Origin of the sequence: Pseudomonas sp. B21-023 (genome assembly GCF_024749165.1) — a bacterium.
Classification (GTDB): Bacteria; Pseudomonadota; Gammaproteobacteria; order Pseudomonadales; family Pseudomonadaceae; genus Aquipseudomonas.
On the sequence record NZ_CP087190.1, the window covers coordinates 5247538 to 5272777 of the forward strand.

The 25240-nt window shown below is 64.3% G+C and carries 20 protein-coding genes; 6 read left to right on the forward strand and 14 right to left on the reverse strand.

Annotation, left to right across the window (positions count from 1 at the left end; all coding sequences use genetic code 11):
- Nucleotides 1-22: 22 nt before the first annotated feature.
- From LOY42_RS23650 to LOY42_RS23700, 11 genes are all read right to left on the reverse strand, one after another.
- Nucleotides 23-1153 carry an N-acyl amino acid synthase FeeM domain-containing protein gene (locus tag LOY42_RS23650; RefSeq protein WP_258599520.1) on the reverse strand — a complete coding sequence of 377 codons (1131 nt, stop codon included), beginning with the start codon at nucleotides 1151-1153 and terminating at the stop codon, nucleotides 23-25.
- A 113-nt stretch (nucleotides 1154-1266) separates the two neighbouring features.
- Nucleotides 1267-2550 (reverse strand): cation:proton antiporter, encoded by a 1284-nt coding sequence (locus LOY42_RS23655; RefSeq protein ID WP_198754415.1) that lies wholly within the window; start codon nucleotides 2548-2550, stop codon nucleotides 1267-1269.
- Between the two features lie 6 nt (nucleotides 2551-2556).
- Nucleotides 2557-3513 carry a bile acid:sodium symporter family protein gene (locus tag LOY42_RS23660; RefSeq protein WP_139668238.1) on the reverse strand — a complete coding sequence of 319 codons (957 nt, stop codon included), beginning with the start codon at nucleotides 3511-3513 and terminating at the stop codon, nucleotides 2557-2559.
- A complete protein-coding gene (locus tag LOY42_RS23665) occupies nucleotides 3501-4340 on the reverse strand; it encodes a dienelactone hydrolase family protein (protein WP_139668236.1) in 840 nt (279 codons plus the stop codon). Before LOY42_RS23665 ends, LOY42_RS23660 begins: the two co-directional genes overlap by 13 nt.
- A 115-nt stretch (nucleotides 4341-4455) precedes the next feature.
- Complete coding sequence (locus LOY42_RS23670) at nucleotides 4456-5565, reverse strand: hypothetical protein (RefSeq protein ID WP_177485979.1); 1110 nt, start codon at nucleotides 5563-5565, stop codon at nucleotides 4456-4458.
- A 53-nt stretch (nucleotides 5566-5618) separates the two neighbouring features.
- On the reverse strand, nucleotides 5619-6395 hold the full coding sequence (locus tag LOY42_RS23675) for a hypothetical protein (RefSeq protein WP_139668234.1): 777 nt from the start codon (nucleotides 6393-6395) through the stop codon (nucleotides 5619-5621).
- A 158-nt stretch (nucleotides 6396-6553) separates the two neighbouring features.
- Nucleotides 6554-7825 carry a DUF1302 family protein gene (locus tag LOY42_RS23680; protein WP_139668197.1) on the reverse strand — a complete coding sequence of 424 codons (1272 nt, stop codon included), beginning with the start codon at nucleotides 7823-7825 and terminating at the stop codon, nucleotides 6554-6556.
- Between the two features lie 56 nt (nucleotides 7826-7881).
- Nucleotides 7882-8721, reverse strand: coding sequence for an outer membrane lipoprotein-sorting protein (locus LOY42_RS23685; RefSeq protein WP_139668195.1), 840 nt, complete (start codon nucleotides 8719-8721; stop codon nucleotides 7882-7884).
- Nucleotides 8718-9971: a beta-eliminating lyase-related protein gene (locus LOY42_RS23690; protein WP_139668192.1), complete on the reverse strand. Its 1254-nt coding sequence runs from the start codon at nucleotides 9969-9971 to the stop codon at nucleotides 8718-8720. Before LOY42_RS23690 ends, LOY42_RS23685 begins: the two co-directional genes overlap by 4 nt.
- The gene (locus LOY42_RS23695) at nucleotides 9968-10864 is read right to left on the reverse strand and encodes a ThiF family adenylyltransferase (RefSeq protein ID WP_139668190.1); all 897 of its coding nucleotides are present in this window, start codon (nucleotides 10862-10864) and stop codon (nucleotides 9968-9970) included. Before LOY42_RS23695 ends, LOY42_RS23690 begins: the two co-directional genes overlap by 4 nt.
- A gap of 903 nt (nucleotides 10865-11767) precedes the next feature.
- Complete coding sequence (locus tag LOY42_RS23700) at nucleotides 11768-14695, reverse strand: TonB-dependent receptor (protein WP_258599527.1); 2928 nt, start codon at nucleotides 14693-14695, stop codon at nucleotides 11768-11770.
- 169 nt (nucleotides 14696-14864) lie between these two features.
- Between LOY42_RS23700 and LOY42_RS23705 the strand changes: the two genes are divergently transcribed.
- From LOY42_RS23705 to LOY42_RS23730, 6 genes are all read left to right on the forward strand, one after another.
- On the forward strand, nucleotides 14865-15404 hold the full coding sequence (locus LOY42_RS23705; RefSeq protein ID WP_139668187.1) for a sigma-70 family RNA polymerase sigma factor: 540 nt from the start codon (nucleotides 14865-14867) through the stop codon (nucleotides 15402-15404).
- Complete coding sequence (locus tag LOY42_RS23710) at nucleotides 15397-16326, forward strand: FecR domain-containing protein (protein WP_139668185.1); 930 nt, start codon at nucleotides 15397-15399, stop codon at nucleotides 16324-16326. Before LOY42_RS23705 ends, LOY42_RS23710 begins: the two co-directional genes overlap by 8 nt.
- A gap of 124 nt (nucleotides 16327-16450) precedes the next feature.
- Nucleotides 16451-17143: a response regulator transcription factor gene (locus LOY42_RS23715; RefSeq protein ID WP_139668183.1), complete on the forward strand. Its 693-nt coding sequence runs from the start codon at nucleotides 16451-16453 to the stop codon at nucleotides 17141-17143.
- Nucleotides 17143-18480, forward strand: a complete 1338-nt coding sequence (locus tag LOY42_RS23720; protein WP_258599530.1) for a sensor histidine kinase — start codon at nucleotides 17143-17145, stop codon at nucleotides 18478-18480. Before LOY42_RS23715 ends, LOY42_RS23720 begins: the two co-directional genes overlap by 1 nt.
- Nucleotides 18481-18563: 83 nt before the next feature.
- The gene (locus LOY42_RS23725) at nucleotides 18564-20792 is read left to right on the forward strand and encodes a TonB-dependent siderophore receptor (RefSeq protein WP_258599532.1); all 2229 of its coding nucleotides are present in this window, start codon (nucleotides 18564-18566) and stop codon (nucleotides 20790-20792) included.
- Between the two features lie 73 nt (nucleotides 20793-20865).
- Nucleotides 20866-21756: an alpha/beta hydrolase gene (locus tag LOY42_RS23730; RefSeq protein ID WP_258599534.1), complete on the forward strand. Its 891-nt coding sequence runs from the start codon at nucleotides 20866-20868 to the stop codon at nucleotides 21754-21756.
- Between the two features lie 111 nt (nucleotides 21757-21867).
- Here the strand turns inward: LOY42_RS23730 and LOY42_RS23735 are convergent, their stop codons facing one another.
- From LOY42_RS23735 to LOY42_RS23745, 3 genes are read right to left on the reverse strand one after another with little or no spacing between them, the layout of a single operon-like run.
- The gene (locus LOY42_RS23735; protein ID WP_139668176.1) at nucleotides 21868-22665 is read right to left on the reverse strand and encodes a nucleotidyltransferase domain-containing protein; all 798 of its coding nucleotides are present in this window, start codon (nucleotides 22663-22665) and stop codon (nucleotides 21868-21870) included.
- A gap of 39 nt (nucleotides 22666-22704) precedes the next feature.
- Nucleotides 22705-23910, reverse strand: a complete 1206-nt coding sequence (locus LOY42_RS23740) for an RtcB family protein (RefSeq protein WP_198754406.1) — start codon at nucleotides 23908-23910, stop codon at nucleotides 22705-22707.
- 38 nt (nucleotides 23911-23948) lie between these two features.
- Nucleotides 23949-25079 (reverse strand): slipin family protein, encoded by a 1131-nt coding sequence (locus LOY42_RS23745; RefSeq protein WP_139668172.1) that lies wholly within the window; start codon nucleotides 25077-25079, stop codon nucleotides 23949-23951.
- Nucleotides 25080-25240 lie beyond the last annotated feature (161 nt).

Sequence of the window (25240 nt, forward strand, 5' to 3'; positions counted from 1 at the left end):
TGCTATCACTCTCCCTGTTGTCTTATTGGGTTTCACTGTTGAAATGCGCTGCGACGTCCTGCGGCGCACCTTGCACCGCACCGCTGCCGAACAGCCGTGCCAGGGCCTGGACGGACCACTCGGTCAACCCGATATCCTTGAGCTGCGCCATGGGGTTGCCGAACAGGAACTGCCGCACATGCGGGCGCAGTTCGAGCGACAGCAGGTCGATCCGAATCGCCACGGCCGGGGTGTTGTAGTTGCTGTAGTAGCGCACCTCGGAGATCGCGCTCACCCCCATGAAGCGGTACAAGGCCTGGTGCTTGGGCGGTACGGCGAATACCACGTCGGTACAGCCGCGAGTGAACTTGGCGTGTTGCAGGGCGATGCGGAACAGCGAGTACACGCACAGCATGCGCTCGGGGTCATGGATGCTGTAGTTCATCGCCCCGAAGTGCTCGGTGCTCACCGCCAGCATGCCGAACTCGACCAGACGGCGCCCTTGCTTGCGCAAGGGCGCCAGGCAATCCTCGAACACCGCGTCCATCGGCAGGGCTGCCACCGAGTCGGGGATCGAGGTCAGGGTCATTGCCACCTCCCCCTCCACCTTGCCGACGAAGGTCACGGTCTGCGGGTTGAGCAGGAAGCTGTTGGTGTACAGCCCATTCTGCGCGGGCGCTGCCAGGCCCTTGCGGAAGTAGGCGCCATAGACCAGGCGATAGGCAGCCTCGCGGTCGTCGATCGATTTGGCCTGCCCCAGCAACACCGGTGCGCTGGGGTGCAGCTCGCTGGCCGGACAATGTGGTTGGTGACCGGCCTGTTCGCCAGCCTCGGCGATTGCCTGGTCGACCCGCAGGCGCTGGCACAGGTGCTTCACCTCGCGCGGCCATTGCCCGCCATTGCAGGTATCGCAAGGCTGGCAATGCAAACGTGCCACCGCGCCGGTGGCCTCCTCCTGCACGACCCGTGCCTCGAAGGCCAGGTCGCGCCGGGCGATGTCGTCGCGACCCTGCAGTGTCAGCACCTGGCCCACGCGTACTGCCAGGGTCGTCTCCAGCACAAGTGCCGACTCGCTCAGCGAACATAACCGCGCCGTGCCCCGGACATCGTCGACGCTCAGGATCCAGGTCCCCCCGGCCTCGTCAACACATCGTTTTTCTACGTCTGTACTCAACAAAGGTCTCATCAGCTTCACTTCCTATCGATTGAACGAGAACATCCCTATCGCTACCTTTCGAAGCCCAGATCCGTGCGTGTCGCGCTCCTCCCTGCCTGTTGCGTCATTGCTCAAGGGTTTTCCAGCACTGGCCGCTCTCGGCCTTCGCGCGTTGCGACGACCCGTGCGCTCGAGGCCCCGGGCGCTGGCACGCGCGGCGGCACCAGCCGGACGATCGGCAGGGTGATGACCGTCGCCGCGAGCGCGACAACCATCAGGATCGCGTAGAGGTCGGCCGTGATGACGCCGATCTCCAGCCCGACCGTCAGCAGGATGATTTCCATCACCCCCTTGGTGTGCATCAGGGTCGCAACGACGAATGCGTCGGGACGGCAAAGCCCCGTGCAGCGCGCCACCAGGTACGAGACCCCGGCCTTGCCCAGCGCGCCGACCAGCAGGAACAAACCGCCCCATGCCAGCAGGCCCGACCAGCTACCTGCCTCGATGTTCACGTTCATCGCCGCCGTGCCGAAGAACAGGGGTGCGAAGAACAGGTTGACCAAGGCCTGCGGTCCCTTTTCCCAGAACTCGCGAAGGCCCTGGTGACGGCGGAAGGCGATCCCGGCGATGAAGGCGCCGATGGTCACGTGGGCGTTGGCCAGGTCGGTGATGACACAGAAGGTGAACAGCACGATCAGCGCCGCGACCAGTGGCCGTGACGGATCACTGCCGGCGGTCGAGGACGAAGGCGCGACCAGGCGGCGGCTGACCACGAACTCGGCCACCGCCACCAGCACGATCAGGGTGATGCCGGAATACAGAATGCTCGCCGAGCCCGTGCTCGATAGCAGCACCAGTACCAGGGACAGGGCGAACCAGGCGAGGATGTCGGTGATCACCGCTGCGTTCATCACCAGCGGCGCCAGCCGGTGATGGAGAAAACGCGGATCGTCGAGGATGCCGGCCAGCACTGGGACAGCAGTGGCCGCCATCGCGACACCGAAGAACAGCATGTAGGGCAGCCGCTCGACATGGCCGGAGAACACGCCATGGCTGGCATAGCCAAGCAGCACCCCCGCCAGCCCCGCGCCGATGAAGCCGAACACCGCGATCGGCAACGCCCCGCCAGTCTTGGCCTGCGATCCGCCATGGCGCCCCGAGCCGGTTTCCAGCCCCAGGCCGAACATGATGAAGATCAGGCCGATCTTGCCCAGAGCCATCAGGCCGGTGACGTTGGCGAACAACACGCCGGTGAGGCCGGGATCGATCGCGCCCAGGACCATCGGCCCGACGATCACTCCGGTCAGCAGATACCCGATGACTACGGGCTGACCCAGCCAGAAACTGACGCGGCCCAGACAGTGGGAGACCCCGAGGATCACCAGCAATTGCATGAAGATGTTTGCCGAGTTCATGGTCGATCAATCCTTGCGCGCCGCGGCGCCTGAGTGCTGTCCAATGAGCCGTCCATCGCCGAAGGGTTCGACCGGCCGCTGCCCGGGGTTGGTCGGGTGCTCGCGCCAGCGAGCAGCAACGGCGTGCAACGTGACCACCAGCAACGCGGCCAGACAGACAAGGACGCTGTAGAGAATCGCCGGGATCGCCATGTCGACACTGCCCAGCAGGCTGGCGATGACCAGCGCCAGGGCACTGTTCTGGATGCCGATCTCGACGGTGATCGAACGGGTCTGGGCACTGCCGAGCCCCGCCATCCGCGCTGCCAGCCAGGCAAGGCCCATGGTGCTGCCGAACAGCGCCACCAGGCTGAAGCCCAGGCGCGCGGCATAGGCCTGCAGCAGCGGGAACTCCTTTACCACCACCACCAGGATCATCAGCATGAGGAACGCGAAGCCGAGTATGCGCAGCAGCGGTTCCAGACGTTTGCAAGCGGTCGGCCAGAGCCGCGCCAGCCCCATGCCCAAGGCCAAGGGCAGCAAGGTGAGCAGGAACAGGCGCACGACAGTGTCGGCCATCGGCAGTTGCACGGTCTGGCCGAGAACGCCGTAGTGGGCCAGCGCCAGCGCTACCAGCAGCGGCACGCTGATGAAGGCGATGCAGCTGGAAATCACGGTCAGCGAGATCGACAGCGCCACGTCGCCCTTGAGCAGGTAGGTGATGGTGTTTGAGGCCACCCCGCCCGGACACAGGCACAGCACGATCACCCCCAGGGCCAGGGTGCCGTCGAGGGCAAACACCCAGCTCACCCAAAGCCCCATCAATGGCAGCAGCAGCACCTGCCCCAAGGTGCCGATGGCGATCCCGGTCGGCGCCTGCAGCAGGTTGACGAAGTCCTTGCGACGCAGGCCGAGCCCCATGCCGATCATCATCACGAACAACAGCACCGGGGCGATCAGCCTGGCCAGTTCTATGGTTTGCATGTGTGCTCTCCTGGCTGGCCCAGGCCCAACTGGGCCTGAAGAAATGCCACCACCGCCTCTTGGGCCAGGTAAGTGGGGTGGTCCCGTTCGTCGACATAACTCACGCCCAGCACCGAATGGGCCCAACGCCCGATGCCATGGGGGTTGTCCGCCGACGAGTCGATTTCGCAAGCGACGAAACGCTCGCCGAAAGCCCGCTTCAGGCTTTCGAAACGGGCGTCAGGGACCGCCGGATCACCGGTGAAGCGCAGGCCGAACACGGGAATGGCCTGTTCGGTCGAGCGCCGTACGACAGCGTCCAGCGTGTCCTGCTCGATACCCAATGCACCGGCCTTGGCAGCAGACAGGGCGAAGGGCAGCGAGGGGTTTGCCAACACAGGGGCGATGACTGCAGGGTCCGCCATCATGGCCAAGCCGAAGCCACCGGTCAGGCACATGCCGATCACCCCCACTCCTGGGCCTGGGCTGGCCGCGTGCGCCGCCCGGGCCAAGGCTCGCAGCCAGTCGGTAATCGGGCTGCTGCGCCGACTGGCCAGGACCCGGAACTCCCGCGAGATGCAGACCTGCCCCATACAACCGGCCACCGATAACGCCGAGACCCTCACCCCTGGCTTGCCGAACAACACCGGCATCCACACGCCAAGTCCCGCATCGGCAAGCCGCCGGGCCAAGCGCACCACGCCATCGTGCAGACCGGGGACTTCGTGCATCAGCACCACCGCGGGCCCCTCGCCCAGGCGAAAGACCTGGCGAGCCACGCCCTCGTGGGAAAACTGGAAATCCGAGCAACCTGCGAAAAGGTCGCCCGCGAGCGCTAGATCGTTCATTCATCCATCCGTGGTAAGCCATCCGCGGCAGGTGCTCGGCCAACAGCCGGCCACCCGCTCGTGCATGCCACCCGCGCCTTGGTGACCAAGGCGCGTGGCGGCGTCGGTCAAGCCGTCAAGCGCAGTCTCGTGCCTGGTCAGCAACGCGCCTCACCGCCCTGGGCGGGGGCGGCGCTTCGAGCGGCGACATCTTCAGATCTTCCAGACGCAGGTCGAGGTCCCGCAACGAGCGGTCGATGTGCCGCCCCATGAAGATCCGCCGACGGACCATGAAATCCATGAGCGCGAAGATCAGCAGCCACTTGCGACGCCCCGCCTTGCCTTCGCGAACCAGCTTGGCGAACTCGGGCTTGTACGGGTTGTAGCCAAGCAGCCTGAGATCCGAATACATCAGCAGCCAGTTCAGGGTGAAGTTGCTCAGCACCGGGTTGGCATGCACTTTGTTCTGCACCAGGCCCAGTTCGATGACTGTGTTGGTGACGCGCGCCTGGTCGTAGTCCCAGGCATGGAACGGCGCCAGGATGCGCGGCAGCTTGATGCCCTCGCCATGACGTTGCGGATTCCAGAACAGCGCCCGCTCGTGCTCCTTGAACACGCCGTTGGCAAACAGTTCATGGGGCGTCCAATCTTGGGCGATACGCTCCGCCGGCATCTCGTAGAGCATGCGCTCGGGCTCCGGCTGGCCGGGTGAGTAGCCGGTGAAGATCAACGGAATGTCCTTCTCCACGGCAAAGCGCAGCAGGTCCCCTTCACGAATGTCCAGCCAGAAGTAGCAAACCGTGTGCACTGCCCCTTTCGGGCCTTGATTCATCAGCAGGTGGCGGATGAAACGCCGGTAGACACTCTGGACCGGACGGTGCACGTGATGGTCCACCCCGAGTGCCTTGACCGTCCGCCGGATGTTGTCCCAGGTTCTGGCCGGTATGTCGAAATCGCTGGTATACGCCAGCACCTTCAGGCCGTAGTCCACCACCAGCCGGTGCAGCAGGTAGCAACTGTCCTTGCCACCACTGAACGAGACAATGCAGTCGTACTTCCTGCCACTACCCTTGGCGGCGCGCAAAGTCGCCTCCAGGTCCTGCTGGAAGCGCATGCGCTGCGCGTCCTGGCGCAACCGCCCCCCCGCCTGCGAGATGCGGCACAGGTTGCAGGTGCCATCCGAATCCAGCGCCACGCCTTCGACGTCGTCGGTCAGCAGGCAGCTGACACATACTTTCTTGAACATACCGACCAGCTCCTTTCTATCCTTGTCGTGCTCCGATAACGGTCCTTGTCAAGTCACGCGTCCACGGCGACCTGGGCGTGCGGCAGGCGGGCGTATGCTTGCCGGGCCAGTTGCAGGGCCTCCCCAAGGAAATCGCCATAAGCGGTCAGGGCCTGCTCGCCGATCGTGACCAGGTGCTGGGCGTATTCAGGCTTGGCTTCGAGTAACTCGGCGACCACGCGGAAGTTGGTATCGGTATGGCCAAAGTCGAATCTCACATGCTCGGCCAGGAAGGAGATACTTTGCTGGCCTTCTTCACACAACGCCGCGGCACAGGCCTTCAACAGGGCAGGGCCGTATTGGGTGGTAATAAGTTCAATCTCCACATCAATGGCAAGTTCGGCCCACGGTGCATCTCCGGCCACCACGTCCTTATGCAACTGGTGATAACGGCGCACCGAGGGCGTCAGATTGGAAACCAGCAAGTCGTCGGTATTGATCGGCATAACCGGATACTTTGCATTCCACAGGTTCACCAACTTGCGGACATCCGCCGCCGCCCATTCGTGGTGACCGTCTTCTTCTTCGGTGTGTTCCTTGAAGAACTCGGCCAGTCTGTTCAGGCCCAGGGCCTCGCAGCGCATGCCGGCCGTGGCCAGGTACTCCGGAATAGGCGTCGTCAGTGCCGCGCTCATGGCGCTCCAGTAGATCATGAAGAGGTTCACCAACGGCGCGTCCATCGGCGCGTTGAACAACGCCTGGACATCCTCACGGGCGGCAAACTTCTCACGTGCCGCCGTGATACGAATCTGGTACTCGTTCATCATGATCGGATCATTGCCAACATTCATTTTTCACGCTCCTTTGTAGGATGAATAAAACCTTTAAAGTCCATGAAACAGGCAATCGCGGCCAAGGGACGGACGGTTATTTCCTCCCGTTTCAAACGATCGCATTTACTGCAAATGGCCCGCATGATCATGCGCGCGCAACTACATTGCCCTGTCAATCAGAAGTAATAGTGAACCCCTGCGTACAATTGATCGTTATCCCTGAACTGGCCGAAGATACCTTCGTCATGCCCGGCAAAATGCATTCCGCCAGTTCGCAGTTCCCAGTCGTCGGTGACCCGCCAGCGCAATTGCAGGCGCCAGAAGCGGTCGGTCATGTTCATGAACTCGCGCCCCTGCAACTCCAGCCAAAGGTCCTCGCCCTTGAGCGGCACATTCACTCGCCATGTCACGCTTGGCCGGTACTTGTCCGGCTGCATGTTGCCGTTGTGGTTACGGATGTAGTCGAGGGTGTACTGCAGGTTGATGTAAGTCCGCGAGGCAAAGGTGTAGTCCATGCCGGCCACCCCCCTGAGCGTGTCACGGCGCTCGACCAGTCCCGGCACAGCCATGTCGTAGCTGACATAGCCAGCATCGGTGACGTAAGCCAGTTCTCCACGCACACCAATCCCGTCACGCCCCGACTCGAACGCCATCGAGGTGGTGTGCTGGCGTGCGTGGTAGGGCTGCACGGTACCGACTGCCCTGCCGCTGGCGTCGAAGCCCTGGATGTCGGCTCGAAATGCCGCCATCTGCTCGAACTGGTAGGCATAGTTGAACGACAGGTCGTAGTTGTCGCGCCGCAGCACTCGCCGCGCGGCAAACACGCTGTCGCCCAGCGGGCCACCTTCAACCTTGGTCGAGCGCTCGCTCAAGCCCAGTCCGCGCACGTAGTTGTTCTCCACGAACAGGCTCCATTCCTCGCCAGGCTGGGCCAGCAGGTCCTGACGGAACTGCGGCTGCCAAAGCACCTCGAAAAAATCGCCGCCATCAAGAAAGTAGCGACCGCTCACCGCGGTCACCGGCCACTTGCGTTCGAAGCGGGTGTGGATCAGGAAGCTGCGAAAATCCTGGGGTGTGAAGCTGTCGATCACACTGACCTCGTCCGCCACCCCCCACTGGATCACCTGCCGCCCGATGCGCCAGCTGGTCGTCTCGCCTTCCCATTCGACGTACCCTTCCCACACCCTGGCAGTGCTTTCGTTTTCGTCGGCTGCCGAACGCATGCGCTTGTGCTCCAGCTCCAGGTCCGCCGAAACCAGCGTGCGCAGGCCGTCGGCCTGGTGATCCAGCTCGACCCGGCCACGACCTCGCAGGCCATTGTCCAGACTAGATTTCAAGGCGCTAGAGCCCACCTCGCCTCCGCTGCCCAGGCCAACCGCCGAGCGCAGGTCGAGAAACCCCGTCACCGTGTTCTGTCCACCCAGGGCCGCCAGCGCCTGAGCGCTCACGCAAGACGCGCCAGCCAGCGACAAGACGGCTGCAAGTGTTCGAACAATCCCGGCCATCACTCCACCATCCTGCTGGTTTCGTCACTGACCAGGCGTTGCACGTCCGCAGGTTCGGCAAAGTGCTCGATGCCTTTCTCCATCTGCCGCACCGTCACCAGCGACGCAGGCAGCCCGGTATCGACGCGAACCCAACGTCGCTCCATCAGCGTCTGATGGCCGTTGCGCAGATCATTCACCTGCACGAAACGCTCGTACAGGGCAGAGCCATATGCCTGAACTTCGGTGCGCCGAACCTGCTTGATCAACTGGCCGGCAGCATCGAAAAAGTCGATCCGACTGGGGAAGTAACTGCCGTCGGCACGGATGTAGTAGCGCCGTTTGGCATACGCCGAGTTCGACGACGGCTTGGCCTGGCAATCCACCACGTGCACTGCGAAACCTTCCTCGCTGGCCTGCTCCACATAGCTGAATGTCCAGTCCTCGAGGTTGATCTTCTGCAGGTCCTCGTAGATCAAGTCGGACCCGACCCAGGTCTGGTGCTTGGAAGATACCCGCCGAACCCGGCTGGCGGCCGGCAAGTAGAGGTATTGCAGGTCCTCCGCGCCACGCACCTCCTCGTTGAAAGTGGCGATGTTGCGAATGCTGCGGGGATAGAAGAACTTCTGCAGGTCGAGGTCCCCCTGTTCGCCTGCCAGGTGATACCAAAGCAACCCGCGCTGACGCTTGGTTCCAGCCTTGTCGGTCAGGGTGACCAACAACATCGAGACCGAGTCCTTGCCGGTTGGGCGCTCCTCGGAACGCTCGATGATATCCCTTGGCACCAGGTTGCCCGCCGGCATGCCGGCGAAAGCCAGCAGCGGACAGAGCACGCCGATGATCATCAGCAAACGCTTCATGGCTGCACGCTCCCGGCCTGGCGATAAGTGGCGAGCATGCCGCCGGCGAGACCTGCGGGGCGGTGGACCTCTTCCAGGGCGATGTGCTGGTCGGTTTCGCGCAGCGCCTCGCGGATACAGATCGCAGCCGTGTCCAGGACATGCTCGTCCTTGCCGGGAACGCCAAGGGCGAAGCGCACCAGGGCATCGCCAGGGCCTGCCGAGCCCCCTGGGTTGAGCGAGCCACGCACACCGTAGCCGACATACAGATGATTGAGGAAGGCGCGTGCATGCATGGCCGTGAACAGTGCGCCAGCCATGAGGAACACGCCATGGGCACCCACCTGCGCCTCGTCGCCCAACGGCAACAGACCGTGGAAACGGCGTACCTGGTCAATGCGCGAACGTACCCGCTTCACCAAACCGTGCGGCTCGTGCATTGCCGCCAGCAAACGACGCTTGCTCAGCAGGTCCAGGCCCGTGCCGAAGATCAGTGCCTGGTCGCGGCAACGCTCGAACAGGGTGCGGTCCCGTAGCGCGAGGAAGCCACCGATGGTCGTCGGCATCTCCTTCGTCGCGCTCAGCAGCACACCGTCGGTTAATGCGCACAGGGCCTGAACAATGCTCAATTCGTCATGGCCAAGCCATTCGCAGGAGTACTCGCGGATCAGGCAGGCATTACTGAGGATCCGCGTCGCGTCGAGTAGCAGCGGGATGCCGTAGCGGTCAGCCACCGCCTTGACCGCGCGCAGGTTGTCCAGCGAAACGGGCACGCCGCCAATGGCATTGGTGCAGGCTTCGACCAGCAGGAAAGGTATGCGCTGGCGGCCCACACGCTTGATCGCCTGCTCCAGGGCCACGCAGTCCAGGTCAGCGCGAAATTGGCCGCCGGCATCTGCCGTAGACACCGTGCAGTATGTGGCGCCCCTGAGCTGAAGGTGCGCCTGCAGCGTGGGAAATGGCGCGCTGCCAAGCACGCAGTCGCCTGCTGTGACAAGGGCGTTGACCAGCAACGCCTCCGCCAGCCGCCCCTGGGCCAACGCCAGCACCTGGGGCAGGCCGAACAAGGCCTGGAACGCCGCAGCCAGTCGCTCGTCCAGCTCACCGTCGCCGTCCTGCCGCAATAGAGGAACGCTCGGGTAGTCGCGGTGCATCAGGCTGTCGGTCTGGTAGTCATCCCGGACCAGGCGCGACGGTATCAGGTCAAGGTTGAACCCATGTTGAGCCAGGACCCGCGCGCGGGCCTCGACGGTGTCGGCCAGCAACGTCATGCCAAGGCTCCCTCGGACACGTCGATGATCCTGTGGTTCATGCGATTGAGGTCGAAGAACATCACCTTTGGCAGCACGATCGGTTCACGGAAACCCGGCACCAGGTCATGCAGCAAGTGGTTCACACACTCAGTGGCTAACAGCGATGTCGCGATCAGAGGCCCCACAGCTACCGTTGGCACCTTGCCAACCTCGAGGCTGCGGACAATCGCCTGCATGTGCTGGGGCACGAAGATTTCGTCGAAGATCCGCGGCAAGGTGCCCTGCTCCTTGGCCATCTTGAGCGTCTGCGTCCAGTACTCCATTCCCAACCCTTGCGGTGAGGAGCACAGGGCAAAGCAGCCGAAACCCATGATCGGCCCGACAACGCTGAACACCCCACGCTCGCGCGCCTTGCGGTGGATGGACTCACGCAGCGAGTGGGGCACGTTGGCATCCAGGCAGTCGACCAAGATGTCAGCGCCCGACAGAAACTCGTCCTGGTTGTGCTCGGTGATGCCTTCGACAAAGATCTCGACCTTGGCCCGGGGATTGAGGTCGAGAATCAGCTCGCGATACACCAAGGCCTTGTTTCGGCCCAGCGAAGCGCCCGTCGCGGCCCATTGGCGGTTCATGTCGGGCGGATCGAAAGCGCCCGGATCAGCCAGCTTGAATGACTGTACGCCCATCCGGCACAGGGTAAGTGCCATGGCGCCACCCACGCCGCCACAACCGGCGATCACCACCCGGCTGGACGCAAGCTTGTCGATGCCCGCCTCGGTCAACAGAGGTAGCGAGCGGTTCAGCATATCGTCGTTGCTCATCCTGAAACTCCTTTTCTCACGAGTGTGGATCCTTGCCTTGGCAATGCTGCCAGAGGCCGTCATGCCTCCCGCGAGGCGCAGGAGGGACACACTGCCAACACTTCCTTCGGCAAAATGTCACAAACAATTTCGAGCCTGCCCTATAGCACCGGCCAGCCAATTAAACCGACGAGTAAATAAATAACGGTAAATCGCAGGCACAACGGGACACCACACAGTATGTGTGCAACACCGCTAATTAATAAAACCCTCAGTACACTATTGGAACTTTTAAACTGCAAAGTTTAATTTGTCAGTCGCTGGCACGAACAAACTAAACTCGTAAGTTTAATTGCCACGCAACCGAGCGCAGCAAGCCAAAGCAACCTTGAAAGCAGCACCAAGAATCCCGCCTCAAGACAAATAGAAAAAACACTTAAAATCAATGACTTGAAAATACCAGACCCAGCTGGATAGACACTGCAGCGCACAACTACACCCGAGAATTGCAGCCGCGATCACACCACTCGCCAACCGTTTGAGCGTGGCCAACCCGGACGAACGTCAACAGAAGAAATAGTTATTAACTTAGAATATTCGCGGATACTAAACGGAGCGCCAAGACAATACAAGCCACTCTTTAGCCATTATCGATAGCCCTGCGCAACGAGGCGACTTTCGCACGCAGCAGATGCGCGAGATAAAGCACAATCTATTATCCGGCACGCCTGTATTCAGCAGGCCCAGCGAAACACATGGCAAACGCTTGGGCAGCGCTGCTCGATATCAGGGGGGATCAACGCTCGCACCTTGGCCATTGCCCGAGCAGCAGTCGAGACCTGCTCGGCATTGCAGTTGGCCACCGGCGATGCGGGGTATCAGGGGTTAGCGTTGCAGCGCACTTGAGATCGAACGCCGCGCGGGCGGCGCTTGATCTGATAGACGCTGCAAGGGTTGCGGCGGGCTCCAGTCACCCCGATGATCGGGTCAAGGCGCTGGACAAGGCAGGCGCTCTCAGAAGCGCGCCACCATCCCCACCCGCCAGGTACGTCCCGGCGCCGGCATGAAGCTCTGCGCCAGCGGATCCAGGTAGTAGCGGTCCGTCAGGTTCTGCACCGACACGTTCAGCTCGGTGTGCTCCAGCACCTTGTACTTGAGGAACAGGTCGAACAGCGCCACCGAGCGGTAGTCGATCTGCGGCGTGGTCGCGCCGGTCTGCCAGGGCTTGTCCATCTGCGCGGTGGGCCCCGAGGTATAGGTCATGCGCCCGCCCACGGTTAGCGCCTCGTCGAAGAAGCGCAGGCCGGTCAACAGGTTGGCCGAGAAGCGTGGCGGGTTCTGCGTGTTGGTGTAAGAGCCCATGTAGCTGCCTGGCGTGCAGTCCGGGGTGTCGTGAGTGCGCTGGTACTGATTGGCGCTGGCGCGCAGCTTGCCGGCAAAGGCTGCGTCGCAGGTCTCGGTCATCAGGTAGTAGGTGGCCGACAGGTCGGCAAACACCCGCCCCGCATCGTAGTGCGACTGCAACTCCAGGCCGCGGGTGTGGAAGCTGTCGGTATTGCTGAAGGTCATCTGCCCCCACAGCCCCGGGCTTGGGTCGTAGTAGCGGGTGATGTAGTGCTTGATGTCGTTGTCGAAGTACGCCAGCTTGGCCGATGCCTCATCCCCGGCGGTCAGCAGGCTGCTGCGCAAGGCACTGACCCCCACCTCCCAGCTGCGCGAGCGCTCAGGCTTGAGGTGCTTGCCCGGGGTGACCTGCTGGGTGCCCTGGCTGGTCTCGAACAGCGAAGGCAGGCGCAGGCCTTGGGTATAGGAGGCATACACGAAGGTGTCGGGGAGGAACTCGACGTTGATGCCGAAAGCCGGCGAGAAGCCTCCGCCGCTGCTCTTGCCCTGCGGGGTGTAGTTGTAGCCGGTGGTCACATTGCTGACGCTTTCCGGGTGGACGACCACATTGGTCGCGCCGGACTCGTTGAACGGCACGCCATTGAACGGCTCGTTGCTGTTCTCGAAGACGATGCCATTGTTCAGGCGCGGGTCGGTGGCGTCGGTGTACTGGCCGTTCTGGTCAGGGAACCACATCATGCTGCCCCAGTGCCCCGGGCTGCTGGCGGTAATCCAGCGCATTTCGCGCTCCTCGCGCCGTGCCTCGGCGAGCACGGTGTTGTCCTTGGTGCGGTAGTGGGCATAGCGGCCGCCACCCCACAGCGTCACCGCCTCGATGGGCTTGTACTCCAGGTTGCCGTTGAAGCTGAACTCCTGGCGCGACGCATCGCGCAACATGCGGTTGGCATTGATGTCGTGCTGGGTGGCCACCACGTTCTTCTGCGGCTGCAGGTCCTCGAGCTGGAACGCACCGCCCAGGTCGAGCTTGAAATCGCCATGGTCGGTGCTGAACCGCGACACGTTGCTCAGGTCGCCACCGATGCGACGGTTGTCCTGGCGCGACCAGGCACGGTCGGTCCGGAACAGCTGCGACTTGGGCGCCATCCAGGCCGCGCTCAAGGTGCTGGTCTTCGAGTCGGTCATCCACAGGTTGGTGGTGAGGTCCACCCACGGATTGCCTTCGGGCAGGTAGTGATAGCGTGCGGTGTAGGTGTCGATCTCGATTTCGCTGGTGGGGTACTGGTAGATGCCGGCGGTGCCATAGCGGAAGATATCCGACGGCATGATCTCGCCCATGTGCCCGTCGAAGCGCCGGTAGCCGAAGTCCAGGGTGTGGTCGTCGGCCAGCCGCCAGGTGGTCTTGAGCAGGTAGGAGTCGGTCTCGGCCGACGAGTTGAGCACTTCCTCGCCGGCATTGTAGGTGTTGGCGACACTGGCCTGCTCCTCGCCCCAGCGATCGTAGAGGCGGTAACGGTCCTGGCCCTTCTTGCCAGAGAAGTAGTTGCCTTGGTTGCGGTGCGCATAGGCCGCCACCAGGTCGAATCGCTCGTGGGAATAGGCAAAGGCGGCGCTGCCGGATTCGGCCTTGGAGCCGAACAGGCTGCCGCGCTCATCACGCGGCGCTGCACTCAGGTCCTCGTCCCTGGAGTTGCGGTTGCGGTGTTCAGGCTCCACGCCGTTGTTCCACAGGTTGCCGGTCAGGCGCACGCCGACATCCTTGCCATCGACCAGGATGTCATCGACGCCAATGGTCTTCATCTCCACCGAACCGCCAATCGCCCCCGAGCGGGTGCTCGGCCCTTTGTTCACGGTAACGCTGCTGATCAGGTCCGGGTCGATATAGCTGCGCTGCTGGGTACCGCCGTAGCCGCGGTACACATCCAGCGCCTGCTCCGCGCCATCGACCCTGACCGCGACCCGGCTCTGCCCCTGAATGCCGCGAATATTGACGTCCAGCGCGCCGCCGTTGCGGCTGTCGCCCACCTGCACGCCGGCCACGCCCTTGAGCATGTCGCCCACCGACACGGTGCTGAAGCGGTCGAGGTCTTCACGGGACAGGTGCACCGTCGAACGCGGTGCGCGGTAGGTGTCACGCTGCGGGTCGACCATTTCGCTGGAGGCGACCACGGTAGGTGTCAGCTCCGTTGCCGCCGCCGATGCCTGGGCCTGCGGGATGAGGATGTATGCCCCCCGTGAGTTCGGCAGCAGTTGCAGGCCGGTATGGGCCAGCAGGCGCCGGGTGCCCTCCTGCACCGTAAAGCGCCCCTTGAGCGCCGGCGCGGTGCGGCCGCGGGTCAGGTCGGGGTCGTAAGACAGCAACAGCCCCGCTTGCTTGGCGAACACGCCCAGCGAGGTGCCCAGCGGCCCCTGGGCGATATCGTAGTCGCGGCGCGTGGCGTCGTCGGGCCGGCTGTTCTCGGTTGCCGCCGGGGCGGCCTGGGCCAGGCTTGCGCCAGAGCCCAGCAAACAGCCGAGCACCGCGCACCGTACGGCGAAGCTGATCGGGGACAAGCGTTGCAATGGGCGCGAAACAGGGGGAAGCCGATAACTGGCGGGCATGCTTTTCTCGCTCGTGAGGTCAGTGCCCGGCACTCGATGCGGGCTTGCACCCCTTCTGTCGCACGACAGCGAAAAAGGTATATGCGTGCGATTCGCATTTTCACTTGATCTTGTGATTTAGCCAAATCTAGTGATAATTGTTTGCATTTACGCCCTGATCCCGCTGCCCATGACCCTCTTCAAGAACCCGCCACGGCACATCGAGCACTGCGCCGTGACCACGCTGTATGTCGAACACCACGCCTGGTTGCGCGGCTGGCTGGCGTACCGCTTGCGTTCCTGGGGGCATGGCGTGGCCGATGACCTGGCCCAGGACATTTTCGTGCGCGTGCTGGCCAGCCGGGACACCACCCAGCCTGATACCTTGCGTCAGCCACGTGCCTACCTGGCCCGTATCGCCAATTGCGTGCTGGTCAGCTGGCGTCGACGGCATTCCCTTGAGCAGGCCTGGCTCGAGGCCCTGGCGTTGGTGCCCGAAGCCGAACATCCGTCGCCCGAGCAGCAGAGCGTGATTCTCGAGACCCTGCACGAGATCGACGCCGTGCTCGACAGCCTGCGGCCACGGGTCAGGCAAGCCTTCCTGATGGCAACGCTGGACGGCATGAAGCAGAAAGACATCGCCCAGGCACTGAACATCGCCTTGCCGACAGTGAAGAAGTACATCCACGAAGGCTACGTCGCCTGCCTGAGCCAGATGCGCGATGAATGACCAGCCCCCCATCGCCCAAGCCATTCTCGCCCAAGCCGCCGCCTGGCTGCTGCTGATGCAGGAAGGGCCACTGACGCCGGCACAACAGCTCGAACTGGAGCACTGGCGATACCGCGACGCCGAGCACGAACGCGCCTGGAACCGGGCGCAGCGCCTGCTCTCCCGCCTCGGCACCTTGCCTCCCACCCTGGCCCGACAAACGCTGGTGCGCCCGGACAGCAGCCGGCGCACCGTGCTGCGCAGCTTGCTGGTGTTGCTGGGCGCGGCCCCCCTGGGTTGGTGGGCATGGCGGCGCAGCGAGGGTGGCCTCGACTATCTCACCGCCCTGGGCGAACGCCGGGACGTGCTGCTGGCCGATGGCACCCAGGTTTCCCTCAACAGCCACAGCGAGCTGAGCGTGCGCTTCACGGCCGAGCAGCGCCTGCTGCACTTGCGCCGGGGCGAGATATACATCGTCACCGCGGCGGACCCGTCGCGGCCTTTGCGGGTGCGCACCGGGCAAGGCGTCATGCAGGCGTTGGGCACCCGTTTCAGCGTGCGCCAGTTCCCCCAGGAGACCCTGCTCGCGGTCTACGAAGGCGCCGTCCAGGTCCAGCCCGAAGCCGTCGGCGGTGTCATCGTCCAGGCAGGCTCGCAGCTGCGCTTCAGCCGTGATCGATTCGATCCACTGGAGGATGCACGCGACGCCCAGCTGGCCTGGCGCAATGGCCTGCTGGTAATCGACGAGATGCCGTTGTTGCAATGGACCCAGGAGCTGATGCGCTACAGCGAGCAGCGCCTGGTCTGCGACCCGGCGTTGGCCGAGTTGCAGATTTCGGGCAGTTTCCCGATCGATGACCTGCCCCTGGCTCTGGCCATGTTGGCGCAGAGCCATAAGCTGCGTATCCGCAGCGAGGCCGGGGGGACATTCATCAGCCGCTGACATCACACAGCCGCTCCCGCATGTGCCGTGTAACGCGACGAAATGCCAGCACCTGGCCATTGCCCCCGCACCGCCGTCAATGGGATGATTCGTATTTGCAATATATTCTCATCAAGGCAATCCCGTGTCCCCCAAGCTCCTCCTCGCCGAAGACGATCCCCGCCTGCGCCAGGACCTGGAACACCACTTCCTGCGCCGTGGCTTCAGTGTTCAAGCCTGCGAGAACGGCACCCAGGCCTTGAATGCGATACACCAGACACACTTCGACCTGCTGCTGCTGGACATCATGCTCCCGGGTGTCGACGGCCTCAGCCTGCTCGACGAACTGCGCCGGCACCAGGCCGTGCCGGTGATGCTGATGTCGGCCCTGGGTGCCGAGCAGGACCGCATCAGCGGTTTCACCCGTGGCGCCGACGACTACCTGCCCAAACCCTTCAGCCTGGCCGAGCTCGATGCCCGGGTCGACGCCCTGCTGCGCCGGGTGGCGCTGGACCGGCGCCCGCCCGCTCCGCGCAATGCCTGCGCACTGGACTTCGACACGGCCAACCATGATGTCGCGCACCATGGCCAGAACGCCGGCCTGACCGGTTCCGAGTACCGCCTGCTGATGACCTTGCAGGCCCACCCCGGCGAGGCGCTGAGCAAGGCTTTCCTATATCAAAGCGTCCTGCACCGGGCCTACACCCGCCTCGACCGCGGCCTGGATGTGCATGTCTGCAACCTACGCCGCAAGCTCGCCGCCATCGGTGCGGGGCACCTGGAGATCCAGGCCGTGCGTGGCCAGGGCTATATCCTGGTCGACCCGGGTAGCGCCTGATGCGCCGACATCCGCTGCTGTGGAAACTGGCGCTGCTGCAGGTGTGCTTCTGCCTGCTGCTGACCTGGCTGATCTGGACCTGGGGCCTGTCGGTGGAGCGCAGTACCTACTTCCTCGCCCCCGCCGACCGGATGTTCCTGGCCGGCTTCGCCGAACAGGCCGAGCAGGCCTGGCGCACGGACGGCGCCGTCGGCGTTGAGCGCCTGCGCCGCGAACTGGAAGTCCGGGAAGACACCTGGGTCGCCATCATCGGCCCGCACCTGCAGAGCCTCGGTACCACGTCGTTGAGCGCCGAAGAGGCCAGCCGCCTGACCTTCATGCGCAAGCTCGACTGGCCCATGAGCCGGCGCCTGCAGGACGAGTTGCCCTATGTGAGCATCGAGTTCCCCAGCCGCCCCCAGGAGGGTCGCCTGGTCATTCAGCTCCCCGAGCACCTGCTGCCGACCGGGTTGACCCCCTGGACCCACGTGATCACCCACGGCGTGGCCCCTGCCCTGCTCGCCTTGTTGCTGGGCCTGGCGTTGTACCGCCACCTGGTCGTGCCCCTCAACCGCCTGCGCGACCGCGCCGACGCATTGCGTGCAGACGACCTGGACGGCCCCGGCCTGCCCCTGCAGGAGCGTCGCGACGAACTGGGCGAGCTGGCCCAGGCCTTCGAGCACATGGCTGTGCGCCTGCGCAGGAGCCTCGACCAGCAACGCCTGCTGCTGCGCACCCTGTCCCACGAACTGCGCACGCCACTGGCGCGCCTGCGCATCGCCCATGACAGCGGCCTGCCCCCGGAGCAGTTGCGCCAGCGCCTGGACCGGGAAGTGGACGACATGCAGAAACTGCTGGAGGACACCCTCGACCTGGCGTGGCTGGACACCGAGCAGCCGCAACTGGCGACCGAGCCGGTGCTGGTGCTCTCGGTGTGGGAAGCGCTGGTGCAGGACAGCTGCTTCGAGAGCGGCTGGGCGATGGCGCGACTGCCCTGCTCGCTCGGCCTCGACTGCGTGGTGCAGGCCCACCTGGACAGCCTGGCCCAGGCCTTGGAAAACCTGCTGCGCAACGCCATCCGTCATTCGCCCGCCGGTGGCCAGGTCAGCCTGGAGGGCTGGCGCGAGGGCACGCACTGGCACCTGTGCCTGCGCGACCACGGGCCTGGGGTGCCGGAGGCGGAGCTCGAACCGATCTTCCAGGCCTATCGCCGCCTACCCGGCAGCGGCGCCGGTTTCGGCCTGGGCCTGGCCATCGCCCGGCGCGCCATCGAGCTGCAGGGCGGACGGCGCTGGGCGAGCAATGGCTACCCTGGGTTGTGCCTGCACCTGCTGCTGCCCGCGGCCGAAAGTGTTTAGAAAGTTAATGCGCTTTACTCTCAAATAAGAGCCATTACCATCTGTGATCTCTTGAAATCAGCCCGCCGCGCCGGAGATCACACATGTCGCCCCGCCCGCTTTGCCTATCACCCTTCCTGCTGCTGTCCAGCTGCCTGCTGAGCAGCGCCGTACACGCCGCCAACCAGCCCGCACCGATCGAGCTGGAAAGCCAGAACGTGGTGGCCACCGCGCTGGAAGAGACCAAGCAGGCGCCCGGTGTGTCGATCATCACCGCCGAAGACATCAAGAAGCGCCCGCCGGCCAACGACCTGTCGCAGATCATCCGCACCATGCCGGGAGTCAACCTGACCGGCAACTCCACCAGCGGTCAACGCGGCAACAACCGTCAGATCGACATTCGTGGCATGGGGCCGGAGAACACCCTGATCCTGGTCGACGGCAAGCCGGTCAGCAGCCGTAGCTCGGTACGCTACGGCTGGCGTGGCGAGCGGGATTCGCGCGGCGACACCAACTGGGTGCCGGCCGACCAGGTCGAGCGCATCGAAGTGATCCGCGGCCCGGCGGCGGCACGCTATGGTTCCGGGGCCATGGGTGGGGTGATCAATATCATCACCAAGCAACCGGCGGGCGAGACCCACGGCAACATGACCGTGTACCAGAACTTCCCGCAGCACGGTGACGAAGGCGCCACCAAGCGCGTGAGCTTCGGCCTCAACGGCCCACTCACCGACACCCTCAGCTATCGGGTGTACGGCAACGTGGCCAAGACCGACGCGGACGACTGGGACATCAACGCCGGCCACGAGTCCGCACGCTCCGGCACCCAGGCCGGCACCCTGCCCGCCGGCCGCGAAGGCGTGCGCAACAAGGACCTCAACGGCCTGCTGAGCTGGCGCCTGACCCCGGAGCAGACCCTGGAACTCGAAGCCGGCTTCAGCCGCCAAGGCAACCTGTACGCGGGCGATACGCAGAACACCAACTCCAATGCCAACGTCAAAAGCATGCTGGGCAAGGAGACCAACATTCTCTACCGCGAGAATTTCGCCATCACTCACCGTGGCGATTGGGACTTCGGCAGCAGCATGGCCTTCCTGCAATACGAGAAGACCCGCAACCAGCGCATCAACGAAGGCCTGGCCGGTGGCACCGAAGGTATCTTCAGCAACACCGACTTCTACACCTCGACCCTGCGCGACCTGACCGCCCACGGCGAGCTCAACCTGCCACTGCACGCCTGGCGCGACCAGACTCTGACCATGGGCAGCGAGTGGAGCCAGCAGAAGCTCGACGACCCCAGCGCCAATACCCAGACCACCAGCGAAGGCGGCAGCGTGCCCGGCCTGACCAGCAGCGGCCGCAGCACCAGCAGCCAGGCGCAGATCTTCTCGCTGTTTGCCGAGGACAACATCGAACTGCTGCCCGGCACCATGCTCACTCCGGCGCTGCGCTTCGATCACCACAGCATCGTCGGCGACAACTGGAGCCCGTCGCTCAACCTGGCCCACGCGCTGAGCGACACCCTGACGCTGAAGGCCGGCATCGCCCGCGCCTACAAGGCGCCGAACCTGTACCAGCTCAACCCCGACTACCTGCTCTACAGCCGTGGCCAGGGCTGCTACGGGCAGAGCACCAGCTGCTACCTGCAGGGCAACGCGCACCTGGAGGCCGAGACCAGCGTCAACAAGGAACTGGGCATCGAGTTCCAGGACAACGGCTGGGTCGCCGGCCTGACGTACTTTCGCAACGACTACAAGAACAAGATCGACTCGGGCCTGAGCGGCATCGGCCAGGCAGCCGGTGGCACCGGCGCCAACGCCAACGCCACCCTCTACCAGTGGGAGAACATCCCCAAAGCGCTGGTCGAGGGCCTCGAGGGCACCCTGACCATCCCGCTGAGCGAACAGCTGAAGTGGAGCAACAACTTCACCTACATGCTGCAATCGAAGAACAAGACCACTGGCGAGACCCTGTCGGTGACCCCGGCCTACACCCTCAATTCGATGCTCGACTGGCAAGCCTCCGACGACCTGTCGCTGCAGCTGAGCGTGGCCTGGTATGGCAAGCAGACGCCGAAGAAGTACGACTACCAGGGCAAGCGCGTGACCGGCAGCGCCAATGACCAGGTGGCGCCTTACGCCTTGGTCGGCGCCAGCGGCACCTACGCCCTGACAAAGAACCTGAGCCTGACTGCCGGCATCGACAACCTGTTCGACAAACGCCTGTACCGCGCCGGCAACGCCCAGGCGGTCAACGGCATCGAAGGCGCAGGCGCGGCGACCTACAACGAACCGGGCCGCACCCTCTACACCAGCCTGACCGCCTCCTTCTGAACCCAACCCGCCCCGCCGTTGCCTCGCACGATGCGACGGCGGTGTGTCATGGACGACACCACGAGAACGCCTGATGAAGATCCCGACCCTTGTCCTGGCATTGCTGCTGGCCGGTACGGCTTTGGCGCAGCCGCACCCCGAAAAGAAGATGGACACTACCCTGCTGCAGCGCCAGGACATGGCCTATCGCTTCAGCCACCTCGACCTGGACTCACGGGATGGCCAGCGCCATTACCGCCTGTGGATCGGCAAGCCCCAGCGCCCGGCACCCGCCAGCGGCTACCCGGTGCTGTGGATGCTCGATGGCAACGCCGCGATCAGCGCATTGGCATCGCAGCAGTTGCAGGCGCTCGCCAACGGCCAGGCACCGCTGCTGGTCGCCATCGGCTACCAGACCGACCAACGCATCGAGCGCTCCGCCCGTACCTATGACTACACACCAGTCGTACCTGGGCTGGCCGAGCAGCGCGATCCGCTGACAGGCCAGGCCAGTGGCGGCGTCGATGCGTTCCTCGACCTGCTGGAGCAGCGCATGCGCCCGATGGTCGCCGCTGTGGCGCCCATCGACCCGCGACGACAGATGCTCTGGGGCCACTCCTATGGCGGGCTGGCGGTGCTGCACACACTGTTCACCCGCCCATGGCTGTTCAGCGACTATGCGGCGGCCAGCCCATCGTTGTGGTGGAACGACGGCGCCATCGTGGCCGAGATGCAAGGGTTGCAGGGGCGGCTGGGCAGCCACCGGCCAGGCCTGCTGCTGATGCGCGGCACGCGGGAGCCGGCCAATCCCCGGGGGCCGCTGCAGGGCGATGTGCAACGACCTGCCCGGGCGCTGGTGGCCAGTCTGGCCGGAGTGAAGGGATTGTCAGTGACTTTCCAGCCATTCGACGGCCTGGACCACGGAGCAATGCTGCCGGCCTCACTGCGGTTCGTGCTGGACAGGATGTCCAAGTCGGCTCAGTGAGGCGTAATTCGTTGTAGAAGCAGTTTTAGCCGCGATGCAAGCCAGGTGTTGTCTGGCACCCGCTTCGCGGGTAATCGCGGCTGAAGCCGCTCCTACAGATGCCGCGCGCCCTCATCCAGCTTGGCGCACGATGTCCCGCAGGAAATCATCCAGCAACCCGGTGTCACCACGCGTCACCGGCACCTCCCGCGCCTCATCCGCCCGCGCCAGCTCGGCCTCGATGAACCCATGCAGTACCTCGTCTCGCGGCCCGTGCTCGGCTTCGCCGCTGCGTCGTTTCACGGCCAGCAACGCATCGATCGACGCCTGCAGGCGCGGGTCATCGACGGTGCGTGCCATCAACGCGGCGAACGCCGTCGGCGGCATGCCCAGGCCCTGGTCGATCCAGCGCACCGCCAGCAACGGTCGCAGCACATACAGGTACTTCTTGAAGCGCACCGTCTCGCCCATCAGGTAGCCACGCAGGTTCTTGCGTGCCATCGACAGGTAGTGATGGCGCACCGCGCGTGGCGAGTAGAACGCCTCGCCCAGCTCGCGCAAGCGCCTAGTAGCTTCGGCGTCGGCGCGATACACCAGCGGCGAGCCCAGCCACTCGAGCAGGCTCGGGTTGGCGCCGCGCATCAGACGCAGGGTCTTGCGCAGCTCCCAGCCGCTGATGTCCAGTTCGTCGCTCAGCGGCCGCTCGATCACGTCGCGAGGCTCGTCCACCCGCAGGTACCAGTCGTTGCGCGGCACGTAGACGAAGCGCACGTCGTAGTCGCTGTCGGGCGAGGCGAAGCCCCAGGCCCGGCTGCCGGACTCGCAGGCATAGAGCACGGTCACCTGGTGCTCGCGCTCGATACGTTGCAGTTCATCGAGCACCCGGGCGCGCATCGCCTCGGGCAGTGGGTGGGGGTCGTCCTGACACATGTCTTCGTTCCTTGTACTGGGCGCCACACGGCGCCCGTCTCAACCTTTCACACACACCACCTGACGCAGGGTGTGCACCACTTCGACCAACTCACGCTGGGCCTGCATCACCGCATCGATATCCTTGTAGGCCATCGGGATCTCGTCGATCACATCCTTGTCCTTGCGGCACTCCACATGGGCAGTGGCGCGCTGCTGGTCTTCGACCGTAAAGCGGCTCTTGGCCTTGGTGCGGCTCATCACCCGGCCCGCACCATGGCTGCACGAGCAGAACGATTCCTCGTTGCCCAGGCCGCGCACGATGAAACTCTTCGCGCCCATGGAGCCGGGGATGATGCCCAGCTGGCCCTTCTGCGCCGACACCGCGCCCTTGCGCGTCACCAGCACCTCGCGGCCGAAGTGCTGCTCCTTCTGCACATAGTTGTGGTGGCAGTTGACCGCCTCGAGGCTGGCCTCGAACGGCTTGCCCAGCACCTTGCGGGTGGCGGCGACCACCGCCTGCATCATCAGTTCGCGGTTGTGCCGGGCGAAGTCCTGCGCCCACTCCACCGCCTCGACATAGTCGGCGAAGTGCCGGCTGCCTTCCTCGAAATACGCCAGGTCGCGGTCCGGCAGGTTGACCATGTGCTGGCGCATGTCGGCCTGGGCCAGTTCGATGAACAGGTTGCCGATGGCGTTGCCGACGCCACGCGAGCCGCTGTGCAGCATGAACCAGACGCGGTCGGCCTCGTCCAGGCAGACCTCGATGAAGTGGTTGCCGCCGCCCAGTGTCCCCAGGTGTTGGCGGTTGTTGGTCTTCTCCAGGCGCGGATGCTTGTCGGTGATTGCCTTGAAGCGCCCGGCCAGGCCGCTCCAGACCTGGTCGGCGTAGTTCGGCACGTTGTCCCAGGCACCCTGGTCGCGACGGCCGAAGGTCTTGCCATGGGGCACGGCCTTCTCGATGGCTGTACGCAGGCCATGCAAGTTGTCCGGCAGGTCACGGGCATGCAGCGAGGTGCGCGCGGCGATCATGCCGCAGCCGATGTCCACGCCCACCGCCGCCGGGATGATCGCGCCCACGGTGGGGATCACGCTGCCGATGGTCGAGCCCTTGCCCAGGTGCACATCCGGCATCACCGCCAGGTGCTTGAAGATGAACGGCATCTTCGCCGTGTTCATCAGTTGCTTGCGGGCGTCGTCCTCGACCGGCACACCGTCGGTCCACAGCTTGATCGGCTTGCCGCCCGCCACTTCGAGTATGTTCATTACCTTGTTCCTTGTTGCGTACGTCGTGTCGCAAAGGGTCAACCCGCCTTGAGACTGACCATGCCATTCAATACCTGATCCAGGCCACCGAACACCGAAATCCGGTCGATGCGCTCGGCCACCCGCTCCAGGGTTTCCAGCTCTTTGAGGCGCAGGGCCGTCGGGTTGCCTTCCATCACCTTGGCGGTGTTGAGCAGCGAGCGGGTCGCCTGGGTTTCCTCACGCCGGCGGATCACGTTGGCCTGGGCAGCCTTCTCTGCCTCCACTACCTGCGCCAGCAGGGTTTTCATCTCGCCCGGCAGGATGATGTCGCGCACCCCCAGGCTGCTCACCTCCAGGCCACTGTCTTGCAGGTGCGCCAGCAGGTGCTCGGTGACGCTACCGTCGATGGACTGCTTGTCTTCCAGCAGTTCGTCGAGGGTGCGGGTGCCCACCGCAGCACGCAAACCGAACTGCAGTTCGCGGTACAGGTGCTCCACCGGTTTGCTCATCTGCCCGTGGGCGCCGAGTACATCGGTGTAGCGCCAGTTGGCCACCAGGCTCAGGCGCAGGCTGACCTTGTCGCGGGTGAGGATCTCCTGGCCGTTGACCTCCAGCGCCTGCAAGCGAGTGTCGACCATCTCCACCGCTACCTGGCTGCCGCAGCGCCAGTAGCCATGGCGGCCCGGCTCGAGCAACCCGGCTACCACGCCGTCGATCTTCAGCACACCGACATGGAACGCCGGCACCAGCGCCAGCAGCACCAGGTCCGTGCCGGCCACACCGGGGCGGTTCAGGCGGACCACCAGTTCATCGTCCAGGCGCCGGCCCTGATTCAGGTCGATGCGCTGCAAGCCATGCTCGACCTGGCCTTTCCAGTACAGGCGGCGACTGTCCGGTGCCAGCAACTCGACCATGCGGCCGTCCTCGAAACGCAGGCCGGCCTCGTGCTGCGCCAGGTCCATGGCTTCGAAATGCTGCTCGACCAGAGCTGGCTCCTGCCCGCGCAGGTACTGTGCCAGCGGGTGGTCGAACAGCGGGGATTGGAGGCTGAAGGTGGTCACCGTCAGCCGGTCTTGCCAGTCGAAACGCGAGTACTGGCCAGGCTCGAGAATCGACACGAAGTCGCCTTCGCTCATCAGCAGGCCACGTTCGTTTTTCTTCACCACAAAGCGTTTCAACAGTTTCATCTTGCTCATCCTTTTATCAATGTCCTTGGTTGCAGGGGTCGCTGACTCACCGAGCGCCGTGGGCGAAGCCTGGCGGAGTCCGGGGCCGGGAGCGCTTGCTCCGGCGGCCTTCATCGTTGCGCCAGGCCCGGCCGGCGGGCCGGGTGGGCCAGCGGTAGCCC